Origin of the sequence: Anaerosoma tenue, from assembly GCF_023161965.1 — a bacterium.
Classification (GTDB): Bacteria; Actinomycetota; Coriobacteriia; order Anaerosomatales; family Anaerosomataceae; genus Anaerosoma; species Anaerosoma tenue.
In genome coordinates, this window is record NZ_JALNTY010000003.1 from 333,251 (window position 1) to 349,130 (window position 15,880).

The 15,880-nt window shown below is 67.7% G+C and carries 20 protein-coding genes and 1 riboswitch; of the genes, 4 read left to right on the forward strand and 16 right to left on the reverse strand.

Going from position 1 to position 15,880, the window contains the following annotated elements:
* Positions 1 to 2 precede the first annotated feature (2 nt).
* From MSB02_RS09350 to MSB02_RS09405, 12 genes are all read right to left on the reverse strand, one after another.
* Positions 3 to 488: a MogA/MoaB family molybdenum cofactor biosynthesis protein gene (locus MSB02_RS09350; protein ID WP_267194966.1), complete on the reverse strand. Its 486-nt coding sequence runs from the start codon at positions 486 to 488 to the stop codon at positions 3 to 5.
* Positions 488 to 931 (reverse strand): MOSC domain-containing protein, encoded by a 444-nt coding sequence (locus MSB02_RS09355; protein ID WP_267194967.1) that lies wholly within the window; start codon positions 929 to 931, stop codon positions 488 to 490. The genes MSB02_RS09350 and MSB02_RS09355 overlap by 1 nt, the downstream gene beginning before the upstream one ends.
* A 3-nt stretch (positions 932 to 934) precedes the next feature.
* Positions 935 to 1,441, reverse strand: a complete 507-nt coding sequence (gene moaC, locus MSB02_RS09360; RefSeq protein WP_267194968.1) for a cyclic pyranopterin monophosphate synthase MoaC — start codon at positions 1,439 to 1,441, stop codon at positions 935 to 937.
* A 1-nt stretch (position 1,442) separates the two neighbouring features.
* On the reverse strand, positions 1,443 to 2,465 hold the full coding sequence (moaA, locus tag MSB02_RS09365) for a GTP 3',8-cyclase MoaA (protein WP_267194969.1): 1,023 nt from the start codon (positions 2,463 to 2,465) through the stop codon (positions 1,443 to 1,445).
* The gene (gene mobB, locus MSB02_RS09370) at positions 2,452 to 2,979 is read right to left on the reverse strand and encodes a molybdopterin-guanine dinucleotide biosynthesis protein B (RefSeq protein WP_267194970.1); all 528 of its coding nucleotides are present in this window, start codon (positions 2,977 to 2,979) and stop codon (positions 2,452 to 2,454) included. Before mobB ends, moaA begins: the two co-directional genes overlap by 14 nt.
* Position 2,980: 1 nt before the next feature.
* Positions 2,981 to 3,199 carry a hypothetical protein gene (locus tag MSB02_RS09375; RefSeq protein WP_267194971.1) on the reverse strand — a complete coding sequence of 73 codons (219 nt, stop codon included), beginning with the start codon at positions 3,197 to 3,199 and terminating at the stop codon, positions 2,981 to 2,983.
* Positions 3,196 to 4,437, reverse strand: a complete 1,242-nt coding sequence (locus tag MSB02_RS09380; RefSeq protein WP_267194972.1) for a molybdopterin molybdotransferase MoeA — start codon at positions 4,435 to 4,437, stop codon at positions 3,196 to 3,198. Before MSB02_RS09380 ends, MSB02_RS09375 begins: the two co-directional genes overlap by 4 nt.
* Positions 4,438 to 5,844 (reverse strand): formate dehydrogenase accessory sulfurtransferase FdhD, encoded by a 1,407-nt coding sequence (gene fdhD / locus MSB02_RS09385; protein WP_267194973.1) that lies wholly within the window; start codon positions 5,842 to 5,844, stop codon positions 4,438 to 4,440.
* 61 nt (positions 5,845 to 5,905) lie between these two features.
* Entirely contained in the window at positions 5,906 to 7,036 is a 1,131-nt protein-coding gene (locus MSB02_RS09390) for an ABC transporter ATP-binding protein (RefSeq protein ID WP_267194974.1), read from the reverse strand.
* The gene (locus MSB02_RS09395) at positions 7,026 to 7,760 is read right to left on the reverse strand and encodes an ABC transporter permease (RefSeq protein WP_267194975.1); all 735 of its coding nucleotides are present in this window, start codon (positions 7,758 to 7,760) and stop codon (positions 7,026 to 7,028) included. The genes MSB02_RS09390 and MSB02_RS09395 overlap by 11 nt, the downstream gene beginning before the upstream one ends.
* Before the next feature lie 89 nt (positions 7,761 to 7,849).
* On the reverse strand, positions 7,850 to 8,734 hold the full coding sequence (locus MSB02_RS09400) for a substrate-binding domain-containing protein (protein ID WP_267194976.1): 885 nt from the start codon (positions 8,732 to 8,734) through the stop codon (positions 7,850 to 7,852).
* Positions 8,726 to 8,850: riboswitch (molybdenum cofactor riboswitch) on the reverse strand. (Overlaps the previous gene by 9 nt.)
* A gap of 81 nt (positions 8,851 to 8,931) precedes the next feature.
* Entirely contained in the window at positions 8,932 to 9,819 is an 888-nt protein-coding gene (locus MSB02_RS09405) for a selenium metabolism-associated LysR family transcriptional regulator (protein WP_267194977.1), read from the reverse strand.
* 117 nt (positions 9,820 to 9,936) lie between these two features.
* Here MSB02_RS09405 and MSB02_RS09410 point away from each other — a divergent pair, with 117 nt between their 5' ends.
* Genes MSB02_RS09410 through MSB02_RS09425 form a run of 4 tightly spaced genes read left to right on the forward strand, consistent with a single transcriptional unit; the run spans position 9,937 to position 12,948 of the window.
* The gene (locus tag MSB02_RS09410; protein ID WP_267194978.1) at positions 9,937 to 10,389 is read left to right on the forward strand and encodes a Fur family transcriptional regulator; all 453 of its coding nucleotides are present in this window, start codon (positions 9,937 to 9,939) and stop codon (positions 10,387 to 10,389) included.
* On the forward strand, positions 10,389 to 11,264 hold the full coding sequence (locus MSB02_RS09415; RefSeq protein WP_267194979.1) for an energy-coupling factor ABC transporter permease: 876 nt from the start codon (positions 10,389 to 10,391) through the stop codon (positions 11,262 to 11,264). Before MSB02_RS09410 ends, MSB02_RS09415 begins: the two co-directional genes overlap by 1 nt.
* The gene (locus MSB02_RS09420) at positions 11,264 to 12,061 is read left to right on the forward strand and encodes an energy-coupling factor transporter transmembrane component T family protein (protein WP_267194980.1); all 798 of its coding nucleotides are present in this window, start codon (positions 11,264 to 11,266) and stop codon (positions 12,059 to 12,061) included. Before MSB02_RS09415 ends, MSB02_RS09420 begins: the two co-directional genes overlap by 1 nt.
* Positions 12,058 to 12,948 carry an energy-coupling factor ABC transporter ATP-binding protein gene (locus tag MSB02_RS09425; protein ID WP_267194981.1) on the forward strand — a complete coding sequence of 297 codons (891 nt, stop codon included), beginning with the start codon at positions 12,058 to 12,060 and terminating at the stop codon, positions 12,946 to 12,948. The genes MSB02_RS09420 and MSB02_RS09425 overlap by 4 nt, the downstream gene beginning before the upstream one ends.
* A gap of 10 nt (positions 12,949 to 12,958) precedes the next feature.
* Here the strand turns inward: MSB02_RS09425 and MSB02_RS09430 are convergent, their stop codons facing one another.
* The 4 genes from MSB02_RS09430 to MSB02_RS09445 form a co-directional block, all read right to left on the reverse strand.
* Entirely contained in the window at positions 12,959 to 13,204 is a 246-nt protein-coding gene (locus MSB02_RS09430; RefSeq protein ID WP_267194982.1) for a DUF6812 domain-containing protein, read from the reverse strand.
* Between the two features lie 29 nt (positions 13,205 to 13,233).
* Positions 13,234 to 14,691 (reverse strand): phosphoenolpyruvate carboxylase, encoded by a 1,458-nt coding sequence (gene ppcA, locus MSB02_RS09435; RefSeq protein WP_267194983.1) that lies wholly within the window; start codon positions 14,689 to 14,691, stop codon positions 13,234 to 13,236.
* 70 nt (positions 14,692 to 14,761) lie between these two features.
* The gene (locus MSB02_RS09440) at positions 14,762 to 15,352 is read right to left on the reverse strand and encodes an HD domain-containing protein (protein WP_267194984.1); all 591 of its coding nucleotides are present in this window, start codon (positions 15,350 to 15,352) and stop codon (positions 14,762 to 14,764) included.
* Positions 15,349 to 15,852 (reverse strand): flavodoxin domain-containing protein, encoded by a 504-nt coding sequence (locus MSB02_RS09445; RefSeq protein WP_267194985.1) that lies wholly within the window; start codon positions 15,850 to 15,852, stop codon positions 15,349 to 15,351. The genes MSB02_RS09440 and MSB02_RS09445 overlap by 4 nt, the downstream gene beginning before the upstream one ends.
* Between the last annotated feature and the right edge of the window lie 28 nt (positions 15,853 to 15,880).

The window sequence follows — 15,880 nt, forward strand, 5'->3', positions numbered from 1 at the left end:
ACCTAGCCGTGTCCTCCCCCGGCCATCATCTCCACGGCATGTTCGATGACGCTCTCCACGAAACCGAACGACTCCCGCACCGCCTTCTCCGATCCGGGCATGTTCACGATCAGCGTGGTGCCTCGCTGGCCGGCCGTGCCACGGGAGATCATCGCGCGGTCGGTGATCTTCAGGCTCTCCGAGCGGATCACGTCGCCGATACCCGGCACCTCACGATCACAGACCGCGAGCGTCGTCTCAGGCAGCACGTCACGAGGACCCAAACCCGTGCCGCCGGTGGTGAACACGACGTCGCAGCACGTTTCGTCGGCCATCTCCACGAGCGCGGCCGCGATGGCGTCGCGATCGTCGGGCAGCAACCGGTAGTCGACGACCGTCCAACCGCGGGCCTCGGAAAGCTCCCTGAGCGCGGCGCCCGAGGTGTCCTCGGCCTCCCCGGCGGACCGGGTGTCCGATGATGTCAGAACCCCGACACGCAGATCGGCCATCAGGCACCCTCCCCGATCACGACGACCTCGTCACCCACCGACACGCATCCACCCTCCAGGACGATCGCGAAGATCCCCTCCTTGGGCATCACGCAGTCACCCGCCTGGTAGTAGATAGCGCACTTGGTGTGGCACTCCTTGCCGATCTGGCTCACCTCGAGGAGCGTGTCCCCCACACGAACCCTGGTGCCCACAGGCAGTGACACGAGGTCGATGCCGCTCGTGGTGATGTTCTCGGCGAAGTCGCCCGCATCCACGTCCAGCCCCTTGGCCTGCATCTTCGCGATCGATTCTTCTGCGAGCAGACTTACCTGCCGGTGCCAGTCTCCCGCATGCGCGTCCCCTTCGAAGCCGCTACCCACAACGAGCGTACCGCTCGTGCCCGGCGTCTTGCGAACGGTCTTCTTGGCCGAGAGGTTCACCGATGTGACGGTGGCCGCCATGTGTCAGTCCTCCTTGTGAGCAGGGCTGGCGCCTTCACGGAGCCAGTGCCCCGATGCGCCGCCCGACTTCTCGAGCAAGCGCACATGAGCGATCTCCATGCCACGATCGACCGCTTTGCACATGTCGTACAGGGCGAGCGCAGCGGTCGATGCCGCCGTGAGCGCCTCCATCTCGATGCCGGTCTTGCCGTCCGTGGTGCATGTGGCGACGATGTGCACCCCGGCGTCCACGGGCTCGAGGTCGACCGCCACGCTCGTGATCGGCAGCGGGTGGCACAGCGGGATGAGGTCCGGCGTGCGCTTGGCCGCCTGGATACCGGCGATGCGGGCGACGGCGAAGACGTCTCCCTTGGGCGCCCGGCCCTCCACGATCATGGCGAGCGTCTCGGGCCGCATCCGGATCATCGCCTCGGCCGAAGCCTGGCGATGCGTCACCGGCTTGGACCCCACGTCCACCATGCGTGCGGAACCGTGTTCGTCGAGATGCGTGAGTTCATCACCGGATGCCATCTCAGCCTCCGATCTCTGACATATGGCGGACGGTGCCCAGTTGCTGGTTGTGGCTCTCCGGCTTCTCGGCGAGCGCCCTGTGGATCAACGCCCGGACATCCTCGTCGGAGCCACCGCGCAGCACGCTTCGGACGTCGATCTCGTCGTCACTGAACAGGCACGTGCGCAACCCGCCGTCGGCCGTGAGGCGAAGCCTGTTGCACTCGCTGCAGAAGTGGTGCGAGAGCGGCGAGATCATGCCGAGGGTTCCAGGCGCGCCGGCAAACCGGTAGTAGCTTGCCGGACCCCACCCGCCCGGCGCGTTGTCGCGCTCCACCGGCACCAACTCGCCGAAACCGAGGGCCGCGCCCTCAGTGGTAAGGCGCTCGAGGATCTCATCGGTCGGGACGTGATCGTCCGCGGTCCAGCCGTCGGTGTCCGAGCTCGCGCAACTGTGCGCGCCCACGTCGCCCACGGGCATGTACTCGATGAAGCGGATATGGACGGGCCGCTCGAGCGTCATGCGAGCGAAGCCTGCCAGGTCCTGCTCGAGCGAGCGCACAACGACGACGTTGATCTTCACGGGATCCATGCCCACGCGAAATGCCGCCTCGATGCCCTCGAGAACGTCCTCGAGCTTCCCTCCGCGGGTGATCCGGGAGTAGACGTCGGGATCGAGCGTGTCGAGCGAGATGTTGATACGCTTGAGGCCCGCATCGGCCAGGTCCTCGGCGTACCGTGCGAGCAACGTGGCGTTGGTGGTCAGCGCGATGGCCTCGATGCCCGTGGTCTCGTGGAGGCGCCTGATGTGATCGACGATCCCGAGCCGCACCAGCGGCTCGCCTCCGGTGAGGCGAATCTTGCTGATGCCTTCTTCCGCGGCGATCCGCGCGAATCGCTCGATCTCCTCGAAGGTCAGTATCTCCTCATGCGCCTTCCACTCGATGCCGCCGGGCGGCATGCAGTACACGCATCGCAGGTTGCACCTATCAGTGACGCTGATGCGCAGGTAGTCTATGCGGCGTCCGTGCCTATCGATCGCCATCCGGCCCGCCTTTCAGGAACGTGGTCTCGACGAGATCGGCAAGACCGGCCGCGTCGTCCAGGCCGAACACCGGTACGGAGCCGACCCGGATCTCCGGGTTGTCCGTCACGAGCGCGAAGAGCTCGGACGCCTCGCATACCAGTTCGGTGGACCTGGCTCGCCGGGAGACCTCGATCCGCACCTCGCCCGCGCGACGGTACCCCTCGGTGAGGAGGATGTCCACGTCGTGCGCCAGCGAGAGCAACTCGTCCAGGGACGCTTCGTGATCCATCTGCCGCACCATGCCGAGCTTCGACGGCGAGCTCACGAGCGTTAATGCGGCTCCCGCCTTGGCGTGGCGCCAGGAGTCCTTGCCGGGCACGTCGATGTCGAAGTCGTGCACGTGGTGTTTGACACTGCCGACGCGGTAGCCGCGCTCCGTGAGAGCGCGGATCAACCGCTCCATCAACGTGGTCTTGCCCGAGTCGCTCTTTCCTACGACCGAGACGACCGGGATCGCGGCACTGTGGGCCACGCTAGAAGCACCCGAGGTCGCAGTTGTGGACACGGAGACCGGCTGCGTCGGCGGCGGCGCCAGCCACCTTGTAGGGCACACCCTGGTCTTCAGCGAACTTGCGAAGCACGGGGCACGTGATCTTGCCGTCGCGCGCCTTGGCCTTCACGGCCTCCATCATCTCGTCGGTGACCTGCGATGCCCAGCGGGGATCCTTGAACTTCTGGCTGTCGCTGCTCATGCTGTTCCCTCTTCCATGTCGAGCCGGATACAGAGGACCTCGGTCCCCGCGGTGATGAGCGATTCCCCCTCGGGAAGGGAGATCAGGCAGTTGCCACGATGCATCGAGGTGAGCAGCGCGGAGGACTGGTTGCCTGACACCGTGACCGAGTAGCGCCCGTCGGAGGACCGCGTGATCCTGGAGCGCAGGAAGTACCGTTTCTCGGCCCGCTTCTTCACGTCATGCGTCAGCCTCGCGATCGAGCGCGGACGCAGCAGCGCACTGAAGCCGGCCATCTTGCGGACGGCGGGACGAACGAACATCTCGAAGCCCACCATCGTGGAGGTGGGGTTGCCGGGCAGCCCGAAGAAGGGCGTCTCGCCGATCGCGCCGAATGTCTGGGGTCCGCCCGGACGCATCGCGACCTTCCAGAACGCCAGTTCGCCGATCTCCTCGAGCACCTTCTTGACGACGTCGAAGTCGCCCATGCTCACGCCTCCGGTGGTGACCATCAGATCGAACTCGGGGGCGCGCTCCAGCATGGACCTCGTGTGCTCTTCAGTGTCACGAGCCACGCCGAGGATGTGCGGTTCGCCGCCGGCCGACATGACCTGGGCCGCAAGCGAGTAGGAGTTGGAGTTGCGGATCTTACCCGGGCCGGGCTTCTCGGTCACATCGACGAGCTCATCACCTGTCGAGACGATGGCTACCCGCGGTCTCCGGTACACGAGCAGGGTGTCGTGCCCCACCGACGCGGCCAACCCGATCGCCGCAGGCCCGATCTTCTCTCCGGCAAGCAGCACGGTGTCGCCGGCCCTGACTTCCTCGCCGCGCGTGCGGACGTTCTCGCCGGGTGACGGCGCGGCCAGGATCTCGACCGACCCGTCCGGCCCGCCGTCGGCTCTTCCGGGCCGGGTGCGCTCCACCATCACGACGGTGTCAGCTCCTGCGGGCATGGGGGCGCCCGTCATGATGCGGGACGCCGTGCCCGGTGCGACGGTGACCTGCGGCGAGACGCCGGCGGGTATGTGCTCGACGACGTCGAGGACGATCGGCGTGTCAGCCGAGGCCGACCTCACGTCGGCATGACGGACGGCGTACCCGTCCATGGCCGAGTTGTCGAAGGGCGCGACGTCGATGTCCGATACGACATCCTCGGCCAGCACGCGCCCGAGAGCCGCGAGGAGGTCGACCCGCTCCGGCTCCAGCCGGGAGATGCGGGAGAGTACCTGCTCCTGGGCCTCTTCGACGCTGATCATCTACTCACCCTCTTCTTCCGAGACTCTGATCCGATTCGGATGCGTGTAAACAACGAGCTTACCACCGCGTGCATACCCGACCAGCGTGAGTCCTGCCCTCTCGGCGATCTCCGCGGCAAGGTCGGTGACGGCCGTGCGGGAGACGACCACGGGAACGCGGGCCTTGGCGGCCTTGACCGCCATCTCATAGCTGATACGACCGGTGGTAAGGAGGACCGTGTCGCGAGTGTCGATGCCGTCGAGCCAGATCCGGCCGAACAGCTTGTCGAGCGCGTTGTGCCTCCCTACGTCCTCACGCACCAGCAGGAGGTCCCGGCCTCGTCCGATACCGCACGAGTGCATCCCGCCGGTGTCGCGGTATGCCGAAGCCGCGCGGGCGAGCTGTCCCACCAGGTCGTAGACGACCTCGGAATCCACCTGCACATCGGACTCCACGGCCTCGATGCCCCTGGCGTGGCCCACCGACGCGAACGTGATCCCTTTGCCGCAGCCCGATGTCACGTACCGCTTGCGCTCGGCCACGTCGGGCGGCGCTTCCTCGCGCGAGCGAACGTAGACGAGCCCCCGCTTGTGGTCGACGTCAACACCCTCGAGTGCGTCACGGTCGCTGATGAAGCCCTCCGCGAGCAGGAAGCCGACGCCGAGGTCGGCAAGATCCTCCGGGGTCGACTGCATGGTGGCGATCTCGCCGTCGTTGAGGAACACGGTGATGGGGCGCTCTGACGGCATCCCGCGCGATGCTCGTGCGCCCACCTCGATGATGGACACCCGGGGCGCCGGAGCCTTCGACTCCTGTGAGCTCAGGTCCCGAGACTCGAGGAGTTCGTCCGGCGTGTTGATGTTCACGATGCTCTTGAGCCCGGGATCGACTTCACGAAACGTTTCGAGCGGCACCTCGACCGTCTTGACCGCAGGCACCAGGGCCATCAGCCGCCGGCGTCCCGACGCCAGCACCCGGCGAGCCTCGGGCAAGCAGCTGGTGTGGTAGAGGGCGAGCAGCGGCTCGGGGCCCTTCTCGCCCACCGGGACCACCACCTGGGCGCCGTCCCGCGCTTCCCAGAGCGTCCGGATGACCGAGGGCTCCAGCCAGGGCATGTCGGCGGCAAGCGCCAGGACCCACTCGTCCGTGGTATTGGCCAGCGCCGTGACCAGTCCGCCGAGGGGACCCTGGTACGCGACCTCATCGGTGAGCACCTCGACCGATGCGGGCAACCCCGCCTGCCGGATGGTGTCCGGCCGGTTCGTGACCACCACGACATGACGGCAAACACGGGCGGCCGTCTCGGCCACCCGCCGCACGAGCGGTTCGCCGTCGAAGAGCAGGAGCGTCTTATCGACGCCCATCCGCTGGGATCGGCCACCCGCCAAAACAGCGGCGGTGACCGGGATTCGACTTGTCTCAGGCACGCCTACCTCCATCGCGAGTGCCGGCCCGCGAGCGTCGCGCCCGGTGGACGCGGCCCAGGTATCATACCCCAGAGGGTACACCCACTGCAGAGGCTACCGTGACCGAGGTCGCTTTGAACAGGGCGATCACCTCGGAGCCGGGCTCAAGACCCATCTCGCGCGCCGAGGCTCGTGATACCGATGCGGCGATGCGGAACCCGTTGGAGGACAGACTGATCCTGTCGGTGCCGCCCCGCCGCTCCACGCCGTCGACGCGCATGCGGAGGCGGTTGCGAGCGGAGGATTGCGGGATATCGACGTCCGCATCGAAGAGCAACACATCTTCGGGACGGATGCCCACGAGAACGTCGATCCCAACGGGCAGGTCGGTCACCGCGAAGACCCGCTCGCCGCCCACAGACACCTCGGCCACGCCTTCCGAACGGCCCACGATCCCACCGTGAAGCGCGGTCTCCATCCCGATGAAGTCCGCGACCCACTCGGTGGTGGGCAGGGTCATCACCTCGTCCACGCCGCCGCTTCGCACGACGCGGCCCTCGTTGATGATCGTGACCCGGTCGGACACCACCATCGCCTCGTCCTGGTCGTGGGTGACGTAGAGCGCGGTCACACCCTCGGCCGAGAGGATCTCCGAGAAGTCGGTGACCAGACGCCGCTTGATGAGCGGATCGAGGTACGAGAGCGGCTCGTCGAGGAGCATGATCCGCGGCTCGAGCACCAGCGCCCGGGCAAGCGCCACCCGCTGCGCCTCTCCTCCGGAGAGCTGGAGCGCCGAGGATTTCTGCGTCCCGCCCAGGCCCACGCGTTCGAGTGCCGCCGCCACGCGCTCATCCCGTTGTTCGCGCGGAACCTTGCGGAGGGCCAGGCCGTAGGCGACGTTCTCGCCCACGGTCCCCTTGAAGAGGTACGGGTTCTGGAAGACGGCCGCCATCATCATGCGCGCGGACTTGTCGCCGGGCTCCACGGGCCGGCCGTCGAGCGTCACATGGCCGCGGGTCGGCTTCTCGAGCAGGCCGAGGATGCGGAGGAGCGTGGACTTGCCCGAGCCAGAGGGACCCAGGATGGCGTGTGTCTCACCGTTGCATAGCTCGAAGCGCTCGACCTCGAGCACGGTCCGCTTATGGTACCTGACCTCGATGTCCTCGCCCACGATGATGGGGGTGCGCGTGCACGCGGGGGTCCTAGCGCTCATAGCGCCCTCCCGAATGCTGGAGGGCGGTCAGCCCGTTGTTGATGACGAACGCGATGCCGATGAGGATGAACCCGAGCGCGAGCGCGATGCCGAAGTTGCCCTTGCGGCTCTCGAGAACGATGGCGGTGGTCATCACGCGCGTCTGCCCCTCGATGTTGCCGCCGACCATCATGACCGCCCCGACCTCGGAGATGATCCCGCCGAACCCCGCCACCACGGCGGCCATCACGCCCCGACGCGCCTCCTTCACCACGAGGGTCGCCTCCTGCCAGGCCGAAGCACCGAGCGAGCGGGCCTGGAGCCTGAGCTCCACGGGCACCGAGCCGATGGCCGCCGCGGTCACGCCGGTCACCAGCGGGGTGGAGATGACCACCTGCGCGAAGATCATCGCGGGCAGCGTGAAGAGCATGCGCGGAGCTATCGAGCCAGACAGGGACGTCCACAACTCGGAGACCGGACCGGTGCGCGAGAGCAGGATGTACACCGTCAGGCCGGCGACCACCGGAGGCAGGCCCATGCCCGTGTTGACGAGCACCTGCACCATCCGCCGCCCCACGAAACGTCTTGACCCGATCAAGTAGCCGAGCGGAACGCCGATCGCCATCGCTATCGCGATGGAGATGCCCGAGACCTGCAGCGACAGCCCGATGATCCCGTACAGCGTGAGATCGCCGCTGACGAGCATCTTGCCCGCCTCGACCACAGCCTCCCACAGGGTTTCCATGTGCGGCTCCTTTTCGAGGGGCGGGACAGCGCACGGGGCGCCGTCACATCAGCGACGACGCCCCGCCACGTGCAACTGACACAGGATACCTACTGTGCGTTCGGGAAGAAAAGCGGCTGCCCGAAGGTGTCCACGCCGTAGGTCTCGATCACGGCTTGGCCTTCGTCGCTCGTGATCCACTGGGCGAAGGCTTCCGCGCCCTCGGGGTTGGCGGCGCCCGTCACCGGGATCACGCCGTACTGGTTGAACAGCGAGTCGTCGCCCTCGACGAGGATCTCAAGCGCAAGCTCGTCCATCATGTTCAGGTAGGTCGCACGATCGGTCATCGTGTAGCCGGGGGTCTCCGACGCCATCACGAGAACGTCGCCCATGCCCTGGCCTGCCGAGAGGTACCAGTCGCCTGCGGGCTCGATCTCCGCGGCCGCCCACAGGTTCTTCTCGGCGGTGTGGGTGCCGGAATCATCGCCGCGGGACACGAAGGTGGCCTCGGCATCGGCGATCGCGGCGAGGGCCTCGGTCACGGGCAAGCCGGCGATGCCCGCGGGGTCATCCGCAGGACCGACGATGATGAAGTCGTTGTACATCACGTCCTCGCGATATTCGCCAAACCCGTTGGCCACGAGTTCTTCCTCGCGGGCCTTCGCGTGGACGAGCAGCACGTCGGCGTCCTTGTTCTCGCCCATCTCGAGCGCGGCGCCGGTGCCGACAGCGATGACCTCGACCTTGTACTCAGGATGCGCTTCCTCGAACGCCGGGATCAGCACGTCGAAGAGGCCTGAGTCCTGCGTGGAGGTGGTCGATGCGAGGACCAGGTCGCTCTGCTCGACCGGCTCTTCAGCAACTGGCTCCTCGGCCGCCGGTTCCTCGGCAGGCTCTTCTTCGGCGGCGCAGCCCGCAAGCGAGAACACGAGCGCGAACGCCAGGAAGACCACGCCGAAGCGCCAGATGGCCTTCCCCCTCAAGCGGTCCATCATCAGATGCTCCTTTCCAAATCCGGGAGGCGGAACCGTTTCCGGTACCGCCCTATGGGCCCCGCCTCCATGACGGATCCTCCGTCGAAGGCCTGCGGGGCTCGGAGGCTTCCGTCCTCACCTCATGAGGACACGGTAAGTGTGAGTTTAGCGTAACACGCCAGACACGCAACCCGGATGCCTCACGGGCGCACGCAGGGTCACATCGTTGCGCGCAGGTGATCCGCGAGCGCGTCGGCTGCGCGAGTGAGCGACCGTCGTGGGAGCACGAGGAAGAGGGGCCGCTCCACCGGGAAACCGGCGCCCGGCACGCGTGCCACCGTGCCGAGCTCAAGCGCCTTGGCCGCTACCTGACGGCTCACGATCCCCATACCCATGCCGCCCTCGACAGCGCTCACGATCGCCTCATTGGTGCCGAGCTCCATCACCACGTTCAGGTCACCCGGATCCACGCCTGCCCGACGCACGAGGTCCTCCGAGACCATCCGGGTACCGGACCCCGCTTCGCGGACGATGAACGGCTGCGCCGCCACCTCGGAGAACTTCGGCGTCTCTCTGTCGGCGAGTGGATGCTCAGGAGGACAGATGAGAAGCAGCTCATCCACGCCGAGCTGCTCGTAGTGCACGCGGGCGCCCGGGACCTCGGCGCCTGTCATGCCAAGATCCGCCTCCTCGGCCTCCACACGCTCGACCACATCGGCCGAGTCGTAGACACGGAGCGTGACGCCCACTTCCGGATAGAGCTTGAGGAATGCGCCGAGCACACGCGGCAACAGGTACTGGCCGGGCGTGGTGGACGCTGCCACGGTGACGCGGCCCGTGACGGTGTCGGAGAGCGTGTCGATGGCGTGACGGGCATCGTCGATCTGGTCGAGGATGCGTCGCGCATACGGCACGAGCGCCGCTCCGGCCTCGGTGAGATCGATCTTGCGATATCCGCGATCGAGCAGCATGGCCCCGATGTCCGACTCCAGCGCCTGGACCTGCATGGTCACCGCCGGCTGTGAGATGCCGAGCAGCCGCGCGGCCTCGGAGAACGAACGGTGATCCACCACCGCGATGAAGGTCTTGAGCTGGCTGACGTTCACTGGGGCCTCCCCGGTCGGGTACGCGCCTCCATGCTAGCGCAGCAGGGGGTAGCGGGGAACGACAGGAGTGTGCGAGACTCACCAAGTGAGAACGCTTCTCACTTGGTGAGGTGGAGAGTGGACGCTGATCATCAGCGGGACCCCAACCGGTGCACGCCAACGACGCTCTACGGTACCGCCCGCGTGAGCGCCCAGCGGGCCGTGATAGCACGCGTGGTGCGTGAGATGCGGACCGCCTTCACCGCCGAGGAGCTCCATCTCGCGGTGGCGGATGCCTCCCCGGGAATCGGGCTGGCCACCGTCTACCGCGCGATCAGCGCGATGCAGGAAGCCGGTGCTGTGGTGACCGTGGGCGACCGGGACGGCTCGGCGCTGCTTGCGCTGTGTGTGCGGAACGACCATCACCACCACCTGGTGTGCACGCGTTGCGGACGCGTGCTCGGCGTGGAATGCCCGCTTGGCGATGCCGTATCGAGCGCGGCGACACGGGAGGGTCATCTCGTCACAAGCCACGAGGTCGTCCTGTACGGGTTGTGCGTCGACTGCCGAGAAGGAACGAGGGGCGCCTGATGTCGCACATCCATATCCCCGACGGGGTGCTGCCCTGGTGGCTGTGGGTCACCGGGTGGGTTGCGACGGCGCTCTTGCTGGGGATGGCGTCGCGCATGGCGACCCGCACCGGGACCCGGCGCGCCGTACCGCTCGTTGGCGCCATCTCAGCGCTCGTGCTGGTGGCGATGTCCACCGAGATCGTGCCCATCGCCTACCACGTGAACCTCACCGTGATCGCCGGCGCCCTGCTCGGCCCCTGGCTCGGCGCCATCTCGGCATTCATCGTCGTGCTCGTGCTTGCGTTGGTAGGGCACGGCGGGATCACGGTGGTGGGCCTGAACACGCTGATGATCGCCACCGAGATGGCGCTGGGGTGGGCGCTCGTGCACGGCGGTCTCAGGCTTCTGGGGTCGCGACGGATCCGTCCGGTCGCGGCGGCCTCCACCATCGTGACGCTCGCCATCACGACGACGATGCTGGTAGGCATCGTCGCGCTCGCCGGCTCGGGTGCGACCGCCCGACACACCGGCGCGCTCGACGTGGAGACGCTCGAGTTCCGCAACCCGTTCTCCGGAGACCTCATCAACGTGGGCCTCCTCGGCGGTGACGATCACGGGCACGATGACGAGCACGAGGCCGATGCCGGACATGATGACGAACATGCGGCTGAGGCCGGACACGATGACGAGCACGAGGAGGGCAGCGCACTCTCCGTATCGCGATTCGCGGCGGTCGTCTACACGCTCGGGCCGATCGGCTGGATCCTCGAAGCTCTGGTGACCGCAGGCGTCCTCGGCTACGTGGTGCGCGTGCGACCGTCGCTCATGTTGCGCAGCGTGAACGCACCGCCCTCCGCATCGGCCCGGGTCGGCGACGAACACGGAGGGCGCTGATGGACATCACCGCCGTGGACCGCTCCGCGATCTCGGGCGACACCCTCCTTCATCGGGCGGCCCCATCCAGCAAGCTGGTGGCGACCACGCTGCTGCTCGCCGCCGTGGTCAGCGTTAACGATCCACTGGTGGCCGCCGGCCTCACGCTCTCCCTCACCGGAGCGGCCGCGGCCGTGCGGCTCCCTGTACGGCAGATGCTGACGCTCGCGCTCTATCCGGCGGTGTTCGCCCTCGTGTTCGCGTTCGCGGCCGCGGCGAACGTGCCTCTGGGCGCTCTCGTGGTGCTCAAGGCGGTCACCGCCGCGCTCGCCGTTGTGACGCTCATGTTCTCCACGCCGTACCCGCAGGTCTTCGCGCCGATCCAGCGCGTCACCCCGCGGGTGGTGGGAGACGCTCTGCTGATGACCTACCGCTCGCTGTTCATACTCGCCGACAAGTTCAGCGACCTCTCGCGCGCGATCAGGCTGCGCGCGGGCCTGTCCAAACGGCAGCCGGTCAGGGCCGCCGCGGCCACGGTCCGCGCGATGGGCGGGCTGCTGCTCTACTCGCTCGACCTCTCGCAACGCGAATACGACATCCTCTACCTGCGCGGCTACGAGGGCGGGTTCCGCGTGGCCACCCGGCGGAGCGCCGACCGCTCGGCCGATATGGCCGCGCTCGCCTATTCGGCCGTCCTGCTCGGCGTGGTGGCGGCGTTCAGGTGGATTCCCGGCCTTGCCGGATATGCATGGCTCGTCACGCTCGCCGGCGCGGTGGATCTTGCCACCGGTGCACTGATCGGACGGAGGCGCCGATGAACCGACACACGCACGACCACGGGCGGCTTGCGGGGGCCGACGAGGTCATCCGCATCAGCTGCGTCCGGCACACGTACGAGGACGGCACATCGGTGCATCTCTGCGGGCTCGACTTCCTCGCGCACATCGGTGCACGTGTGGCCGTGCTCGGCCCCAACGGCTCCGGCAAGACCACCATGCTCTACCACATCCTCGGCCTGATGCGGCCTCAGGAAGGCGAGGTCACCGTGTTCGGCGTGTCGCCTTCGGAGGAGTGGACGCGGATCAGGCAGCGGATCGGCGTGGTGTTGCAGAACGTGGACGAACAGCTGCTCGCGCCGACCGTGATCGATGACGTTGCGTTCTCGCCGCGGCAGTACGGCATGAGTGAAGCCGACGCCCTGGCGGCCGCGCACCGCGCGCTCGACCTGCTGGGCATCGACCACCTCGCCGACCGCGTCCCGCACAACCTCTCGGGCGGCGAGAAGCGCAAGGTGGCGCTCGCCGGCGCGCTCGTGATGGAGCCCGACCTGCTCGTGCTCGACGAGCCGTTCGAGGGGCTCGATCCGGAGTCGCGCGCAGGGCTGCTCGGTCTGATGGACCGTTTGGCGATGGAGCGTGGCGTCACGATCGTCATGTCCACCCACGACATCGACTCGGTGCCCGAGTTCGCCGACTACGCGTACGTGCTCGCGCCCGGCGGCCGCATCGCGCTCGCCGGCACTCCCGAGGAGCTGTTCGCCAACGCTGACGCGCTCGCCGAGGGCAACGTCAACCCGCCGATACTCGCCGAGCTGTTCGCCCGGCTCCGGGAGCGCGACAGCACCGCCCCCCGGCCCGCACTCTCGGTGGCTGAGGCCGTGGATGCGCTGGCCGGCTGGAAGGGATGCCAGGAGCCCCAAGCGTGACCCCTGCGGGTCACTCCTCCATCGGGAAGACCGCGCTGATGGCCTCGCGGCCCACGATGATGAACGGCGGAGAAGCGACCAGGCGGTCGTCCTCGACGCGGAAGATGGACGCCTCCGTGACGGCGTAGAAGTCCTTGTTCTTCGCGTTCAGCGAGTCAGACAGACGCGCGCCCTCGAGGATGTGCATGTCGCCCTCGATGCGGTGGTCCTTGGTGATGATCATGACGCGGACGGTGTCCTTCTTCGTGATCGCCATGTCCCTGCCTTCCTGTACGTCTGTCGCGTCTAGCCGAGAAAGCGGCGGATGAGCGCGGCGCGGAGGACCAGGTCGCCCGTCTGGGCGGTCTCGCCGCGCTCGAGGTCGGAGCGGATCCGCCGGACGATCTCGAGATACCCCTCCTCGGCAGATGCCCCGAAACCGGCGGTCTCAAGCGCGCCGAGGAGCGACCCCGTCATCAGCGGTCCGTCAGGGTCCGTATACGCCATCGCATCAGCGAGCTTGGAGGCGAGCGACGGGTACGCCTCCAGGACGAACGCGAGGTCGTCGGCCGTGAGCGCGTCGAAGGCGATGAGCTCCGGCGGCAAGCCGAGCGAGTGCAGTGCGCAGGTGAAGCCGATCGCGCGCGGCAGCGAGACGCCGCCCAGCTCACGCGCGTACCCGAAGAGCCCCACGTGCAGCTTGCGGGAGCGGCGGCTGGGGACGTGGCGCGCCATGCGGTTCACGAGCGGCGCGATCTCCACCACCCGCTCGCGGTACGCGGCGCTGTAGCGGTTGATGACGTCGAGGGCGCGCTCGCGATCCAGCTCGTCCGCCGGACCCGTCTCCCGCGCCTTAAGGTGCTCGCATGCGGCGCGCACCTGGTCGGGCGGGTAGTCGTACTTGAATGCCGACTGCACGCTGAACGTGGCTACGCTCGGATACTCGCATCCCACGCGCTCGGCCGTGCGCGGCGAGAGGCCCCCGCGGAACGGCGCCGACCCCACCCCGAGGATCGGATGGATGCGCACCCCGATGCGGTTGGCCAGGGCGTCCAGATCGGCCAGCGCGATCTTGTTGGCGAGCGCCGCCGCGACAAGGCCGAAGTTCATCGCCGTGTCGGAGCGGGCCAGGAACACACGCTGGTCCTCCGCGTCCTTGTCGGCGAGGTACTCCTCCATGGTGTCCGCGGCGGTCAGCATGCTCGGCACGTCCTCGAAGAGCGGGATGACCCCGATGCGGTGCGGCGAGAACGAGCCGATCCAGTCGGCTATCGTGGTGCCGCATCGCGCGAACCGCGCGTGCTGACGCCCGATGATGTGGTCGGCGTAGTAGTGGTAGATGCGGTCGATGTCGTCCGCCGAGACGGTCATCGGCAGGATGACCTCGAAGATCGGCGCCACGTCACGCTCGTAGAAGAGGTTCGCGGCGTCGTACGAACGCGGGATCGATTCCAGCGTCTCGAGCAGGATCTTGGCCTCGGCCACCTCGACGCGGGGATTGGGCACGCGGAGCGTGATGCGCAGGTCCTCGCCGAGCACGTTCTCGCGGAAGTACTCCGGGTAGTAGCTCAGAAGCTTCTTCACCACGTAGGTGTCGATCTCCTTGCCCTCGACATCCCACATCTGCTCGTCGCAGCCGAGGTGCGAGAAGGCGTAGTACGCCTCACGTATCTCGTCTTCGCCCGCCAGCACCGCCGACGAGGCGAAGAACGGCACTGACGCGTTGTCGGGGTGCTGCGTGCTCATGCAGTGCGGCACTCTCATGGCGCCTCCTTCGTCTGCGCTCCAGTCTACCGTGCGCATCGCCGCGCCGCCGCCCGGCAGCGCGGTGAGGTCACTCGTGGTCGAAGCCTCCGCGCTCGGCGTGCTCGAGCAGCGCGGCTCTCACCTGCTCCCAGACCTCCGGCAGCGCGTCCTCGATCGGCGCGTTGACGGTGAGCACCGGCTCGAGCGGCACACGGTTCTCGGTCCAACCCGCTCCCCCGCTGCCCAGGTTGTGCAGCAGCGGCATCAGCCGGTCCACCGCGTACGCGTACCGCGCCTCCGGCGTCTCACGTAGCTCGTACTCCTGCCAGCGCTCGAAGCACCAGACCGCCTCGCGCTCCGGCAGCAGGCCGAAGAGCTGACGGGCGGCTTCCTCCTCGGCAGCCGCCATCTCGGCGGTACGCGGGGCGAAGATGATCGTGTCGCCGATCTCGATCTCCGGGATGTCGTGCACCAGCAGGATCTCGATCACCCGCTGCAGGTCCACCGGCTCCGCCGCGTGCTCCTGGAGGAGCGCCGCCAGGAGCGCCACGTGCCAGCTGTGCTCGGCCGAGTTCTCACGCCTGCCGATCGCCGCCGGTCTCGTGACGCGCAGAACGTCCTTGAGGCGGTCGACCTCAAGGGCGAAGCGCATGATCCGCGCGAAGTCGCCGTTGATCACACGGCCACCCCCAGCAGCGGCGGCAGGCTGGCTGCCCAGGCGCGGATCGCATCCCAGTCGCGCGCATCGCTTGGCGGCATGTTGCGCATGCCCGGGTTGTTGTCGGGAAATCGGAGGCTGGCGGGATCGTGGCGTCCGCCGAACACAGTGACCGCCACCGGAGACAGCCAGTCCGTCTTCGCCAGGTACTTGTCCACGGTGCCCCTGGCGCTCGCCATCTCATCAGGCGTGTCGTTGAACGGGCCGAGAGCGAACAGCGCAACCGGCATACCCGCGAGGGCCTTCCGGTTCCGCGACAAGAACCGCTTCGCGTCACCATGCAACATGAAGTAGTACAGTGCGCTCCCCAGCACGACTGCCGAGCGGCCGGAGAGATCCCGCACGTCACCGGCGGGACACACCTCGCACTCAACACCGAGGTGCGTGAGCGTGTCGGCCACCGCCTCGGCCACCTCACGCGTGGCCCCGTACTTGGTGGCGTATGCAACGAGAACGGTCATGATCGGCCTCCCTCCGTCAGACCAGCGC

Excerpts from the sequence above, each read along its gene's own strand:
- MSB02_RS09350 (WP_267194966.1), bottom strand. The coding sequence starts at position 488 with ATGGCCGATCTGCGTGTCGGGGTTCTGACATCATCGGACACCCGGTCC.
- MSB02_RS09355 (WP_267194967.1), bottom strand. The coding sequence starts at position 931 with ATGGCGGCCACCGTCACATCGGTGAACCTCTCGGCCAAGAAGACCGTT.
- moaC (WP_267194968.1), bottom strand. The coding sequence starts at position 1,441 with ATGGCATCCGGTGATGAACTCACGCATCTCGACGAACACGGTTCCGCA.
- moaA (WP_267194969.1), bottom strand. The coding sequence starts at position 2,465 with ATGGCGATCGATAGGCACGGACGCCGCATAGACTACCTGCGCATCAGC.
- MSB02_RS09375 (WP_267194971.1), bottom strand. The coding sequence starts at position 3,199 with ATGAGCAGCGACAGCCAGAAGTTCAAGGATCCCCGCTGGGCATCGCAG.
- MSB02_RS09380 (WP_267194972.1), bottom strand. The coding sequence starts at position 4,437 with ATGATCAGCGTCGAAGAGGCCCAGGAGCAGGTACTCTCCCGCATCTCC.
- MSB02_RS09390 (WP_267194974.1), bottom strand. The coding sequence starts at position 7,036 with ATGAGCGCTAGGACCCCCGCGTGCACGCGCACCCCCATCATCGTGGGC.
- MSB02_RS09395 (WP_267194975.1), bottom strand. The coding sequence starts at position 7,760 with ATGGAAACCCTGTGGGAGGCTGTGGTCGAGGCGGGCAAGATGCTCGTC.
- MSB02_RS09400 (WP_267194976.1), bottom strand. The coding sequence starts at position 8,734 with ATGATGGACCGCTTGAGGGGGAAGGCCATCTGGCGCTTCGGCGTGGTC.
- MSB02_RS09415 (WP_267194979.1), top strand. The coding sequence starts at position 10,389 with ATGTCGCACATCCATATCCCCGACGGGGTGCTGCCCTGGTGGCTGTGG.
- MSB02_RS09420 (WP_267194980.1), top strand. The coding sequence starts at position 11,264 with ATGGACATCACCGCCGTGGACCGCTCCGCGATCTCGGGCGACACCCTC.
- MSB02_RS09425 (WP_267194981.1), top strand. The coding sequence starts at position 12,058 with ATGAACCGACACACGCACGACCACGGGCGGCTTGCGGGGGCCGACGAG.
- MSB02_RS09430 (WP_267194982.1), bottom strand. The coding sequence starts at position 13,204 with ATGGCGATCACGAAGAAGGACACCGTCCGCGTCATGATCATCACCAAG.
- ppcA (WP_267194983.1), bottom strand. The coding sequence starts at position 14,691 with ATGAGAGTGCCGCACTGCATGAGCACGCAGCACCCCGACAACGCGTCA.
- MSB02_RS09445 (WP_267194985.1), bottom strand. The coding sequence starts at position 15,852 with ATGACCGTTCTCGTTGCATACGCCACCAAGTACGGGGCCACGCGTGAG.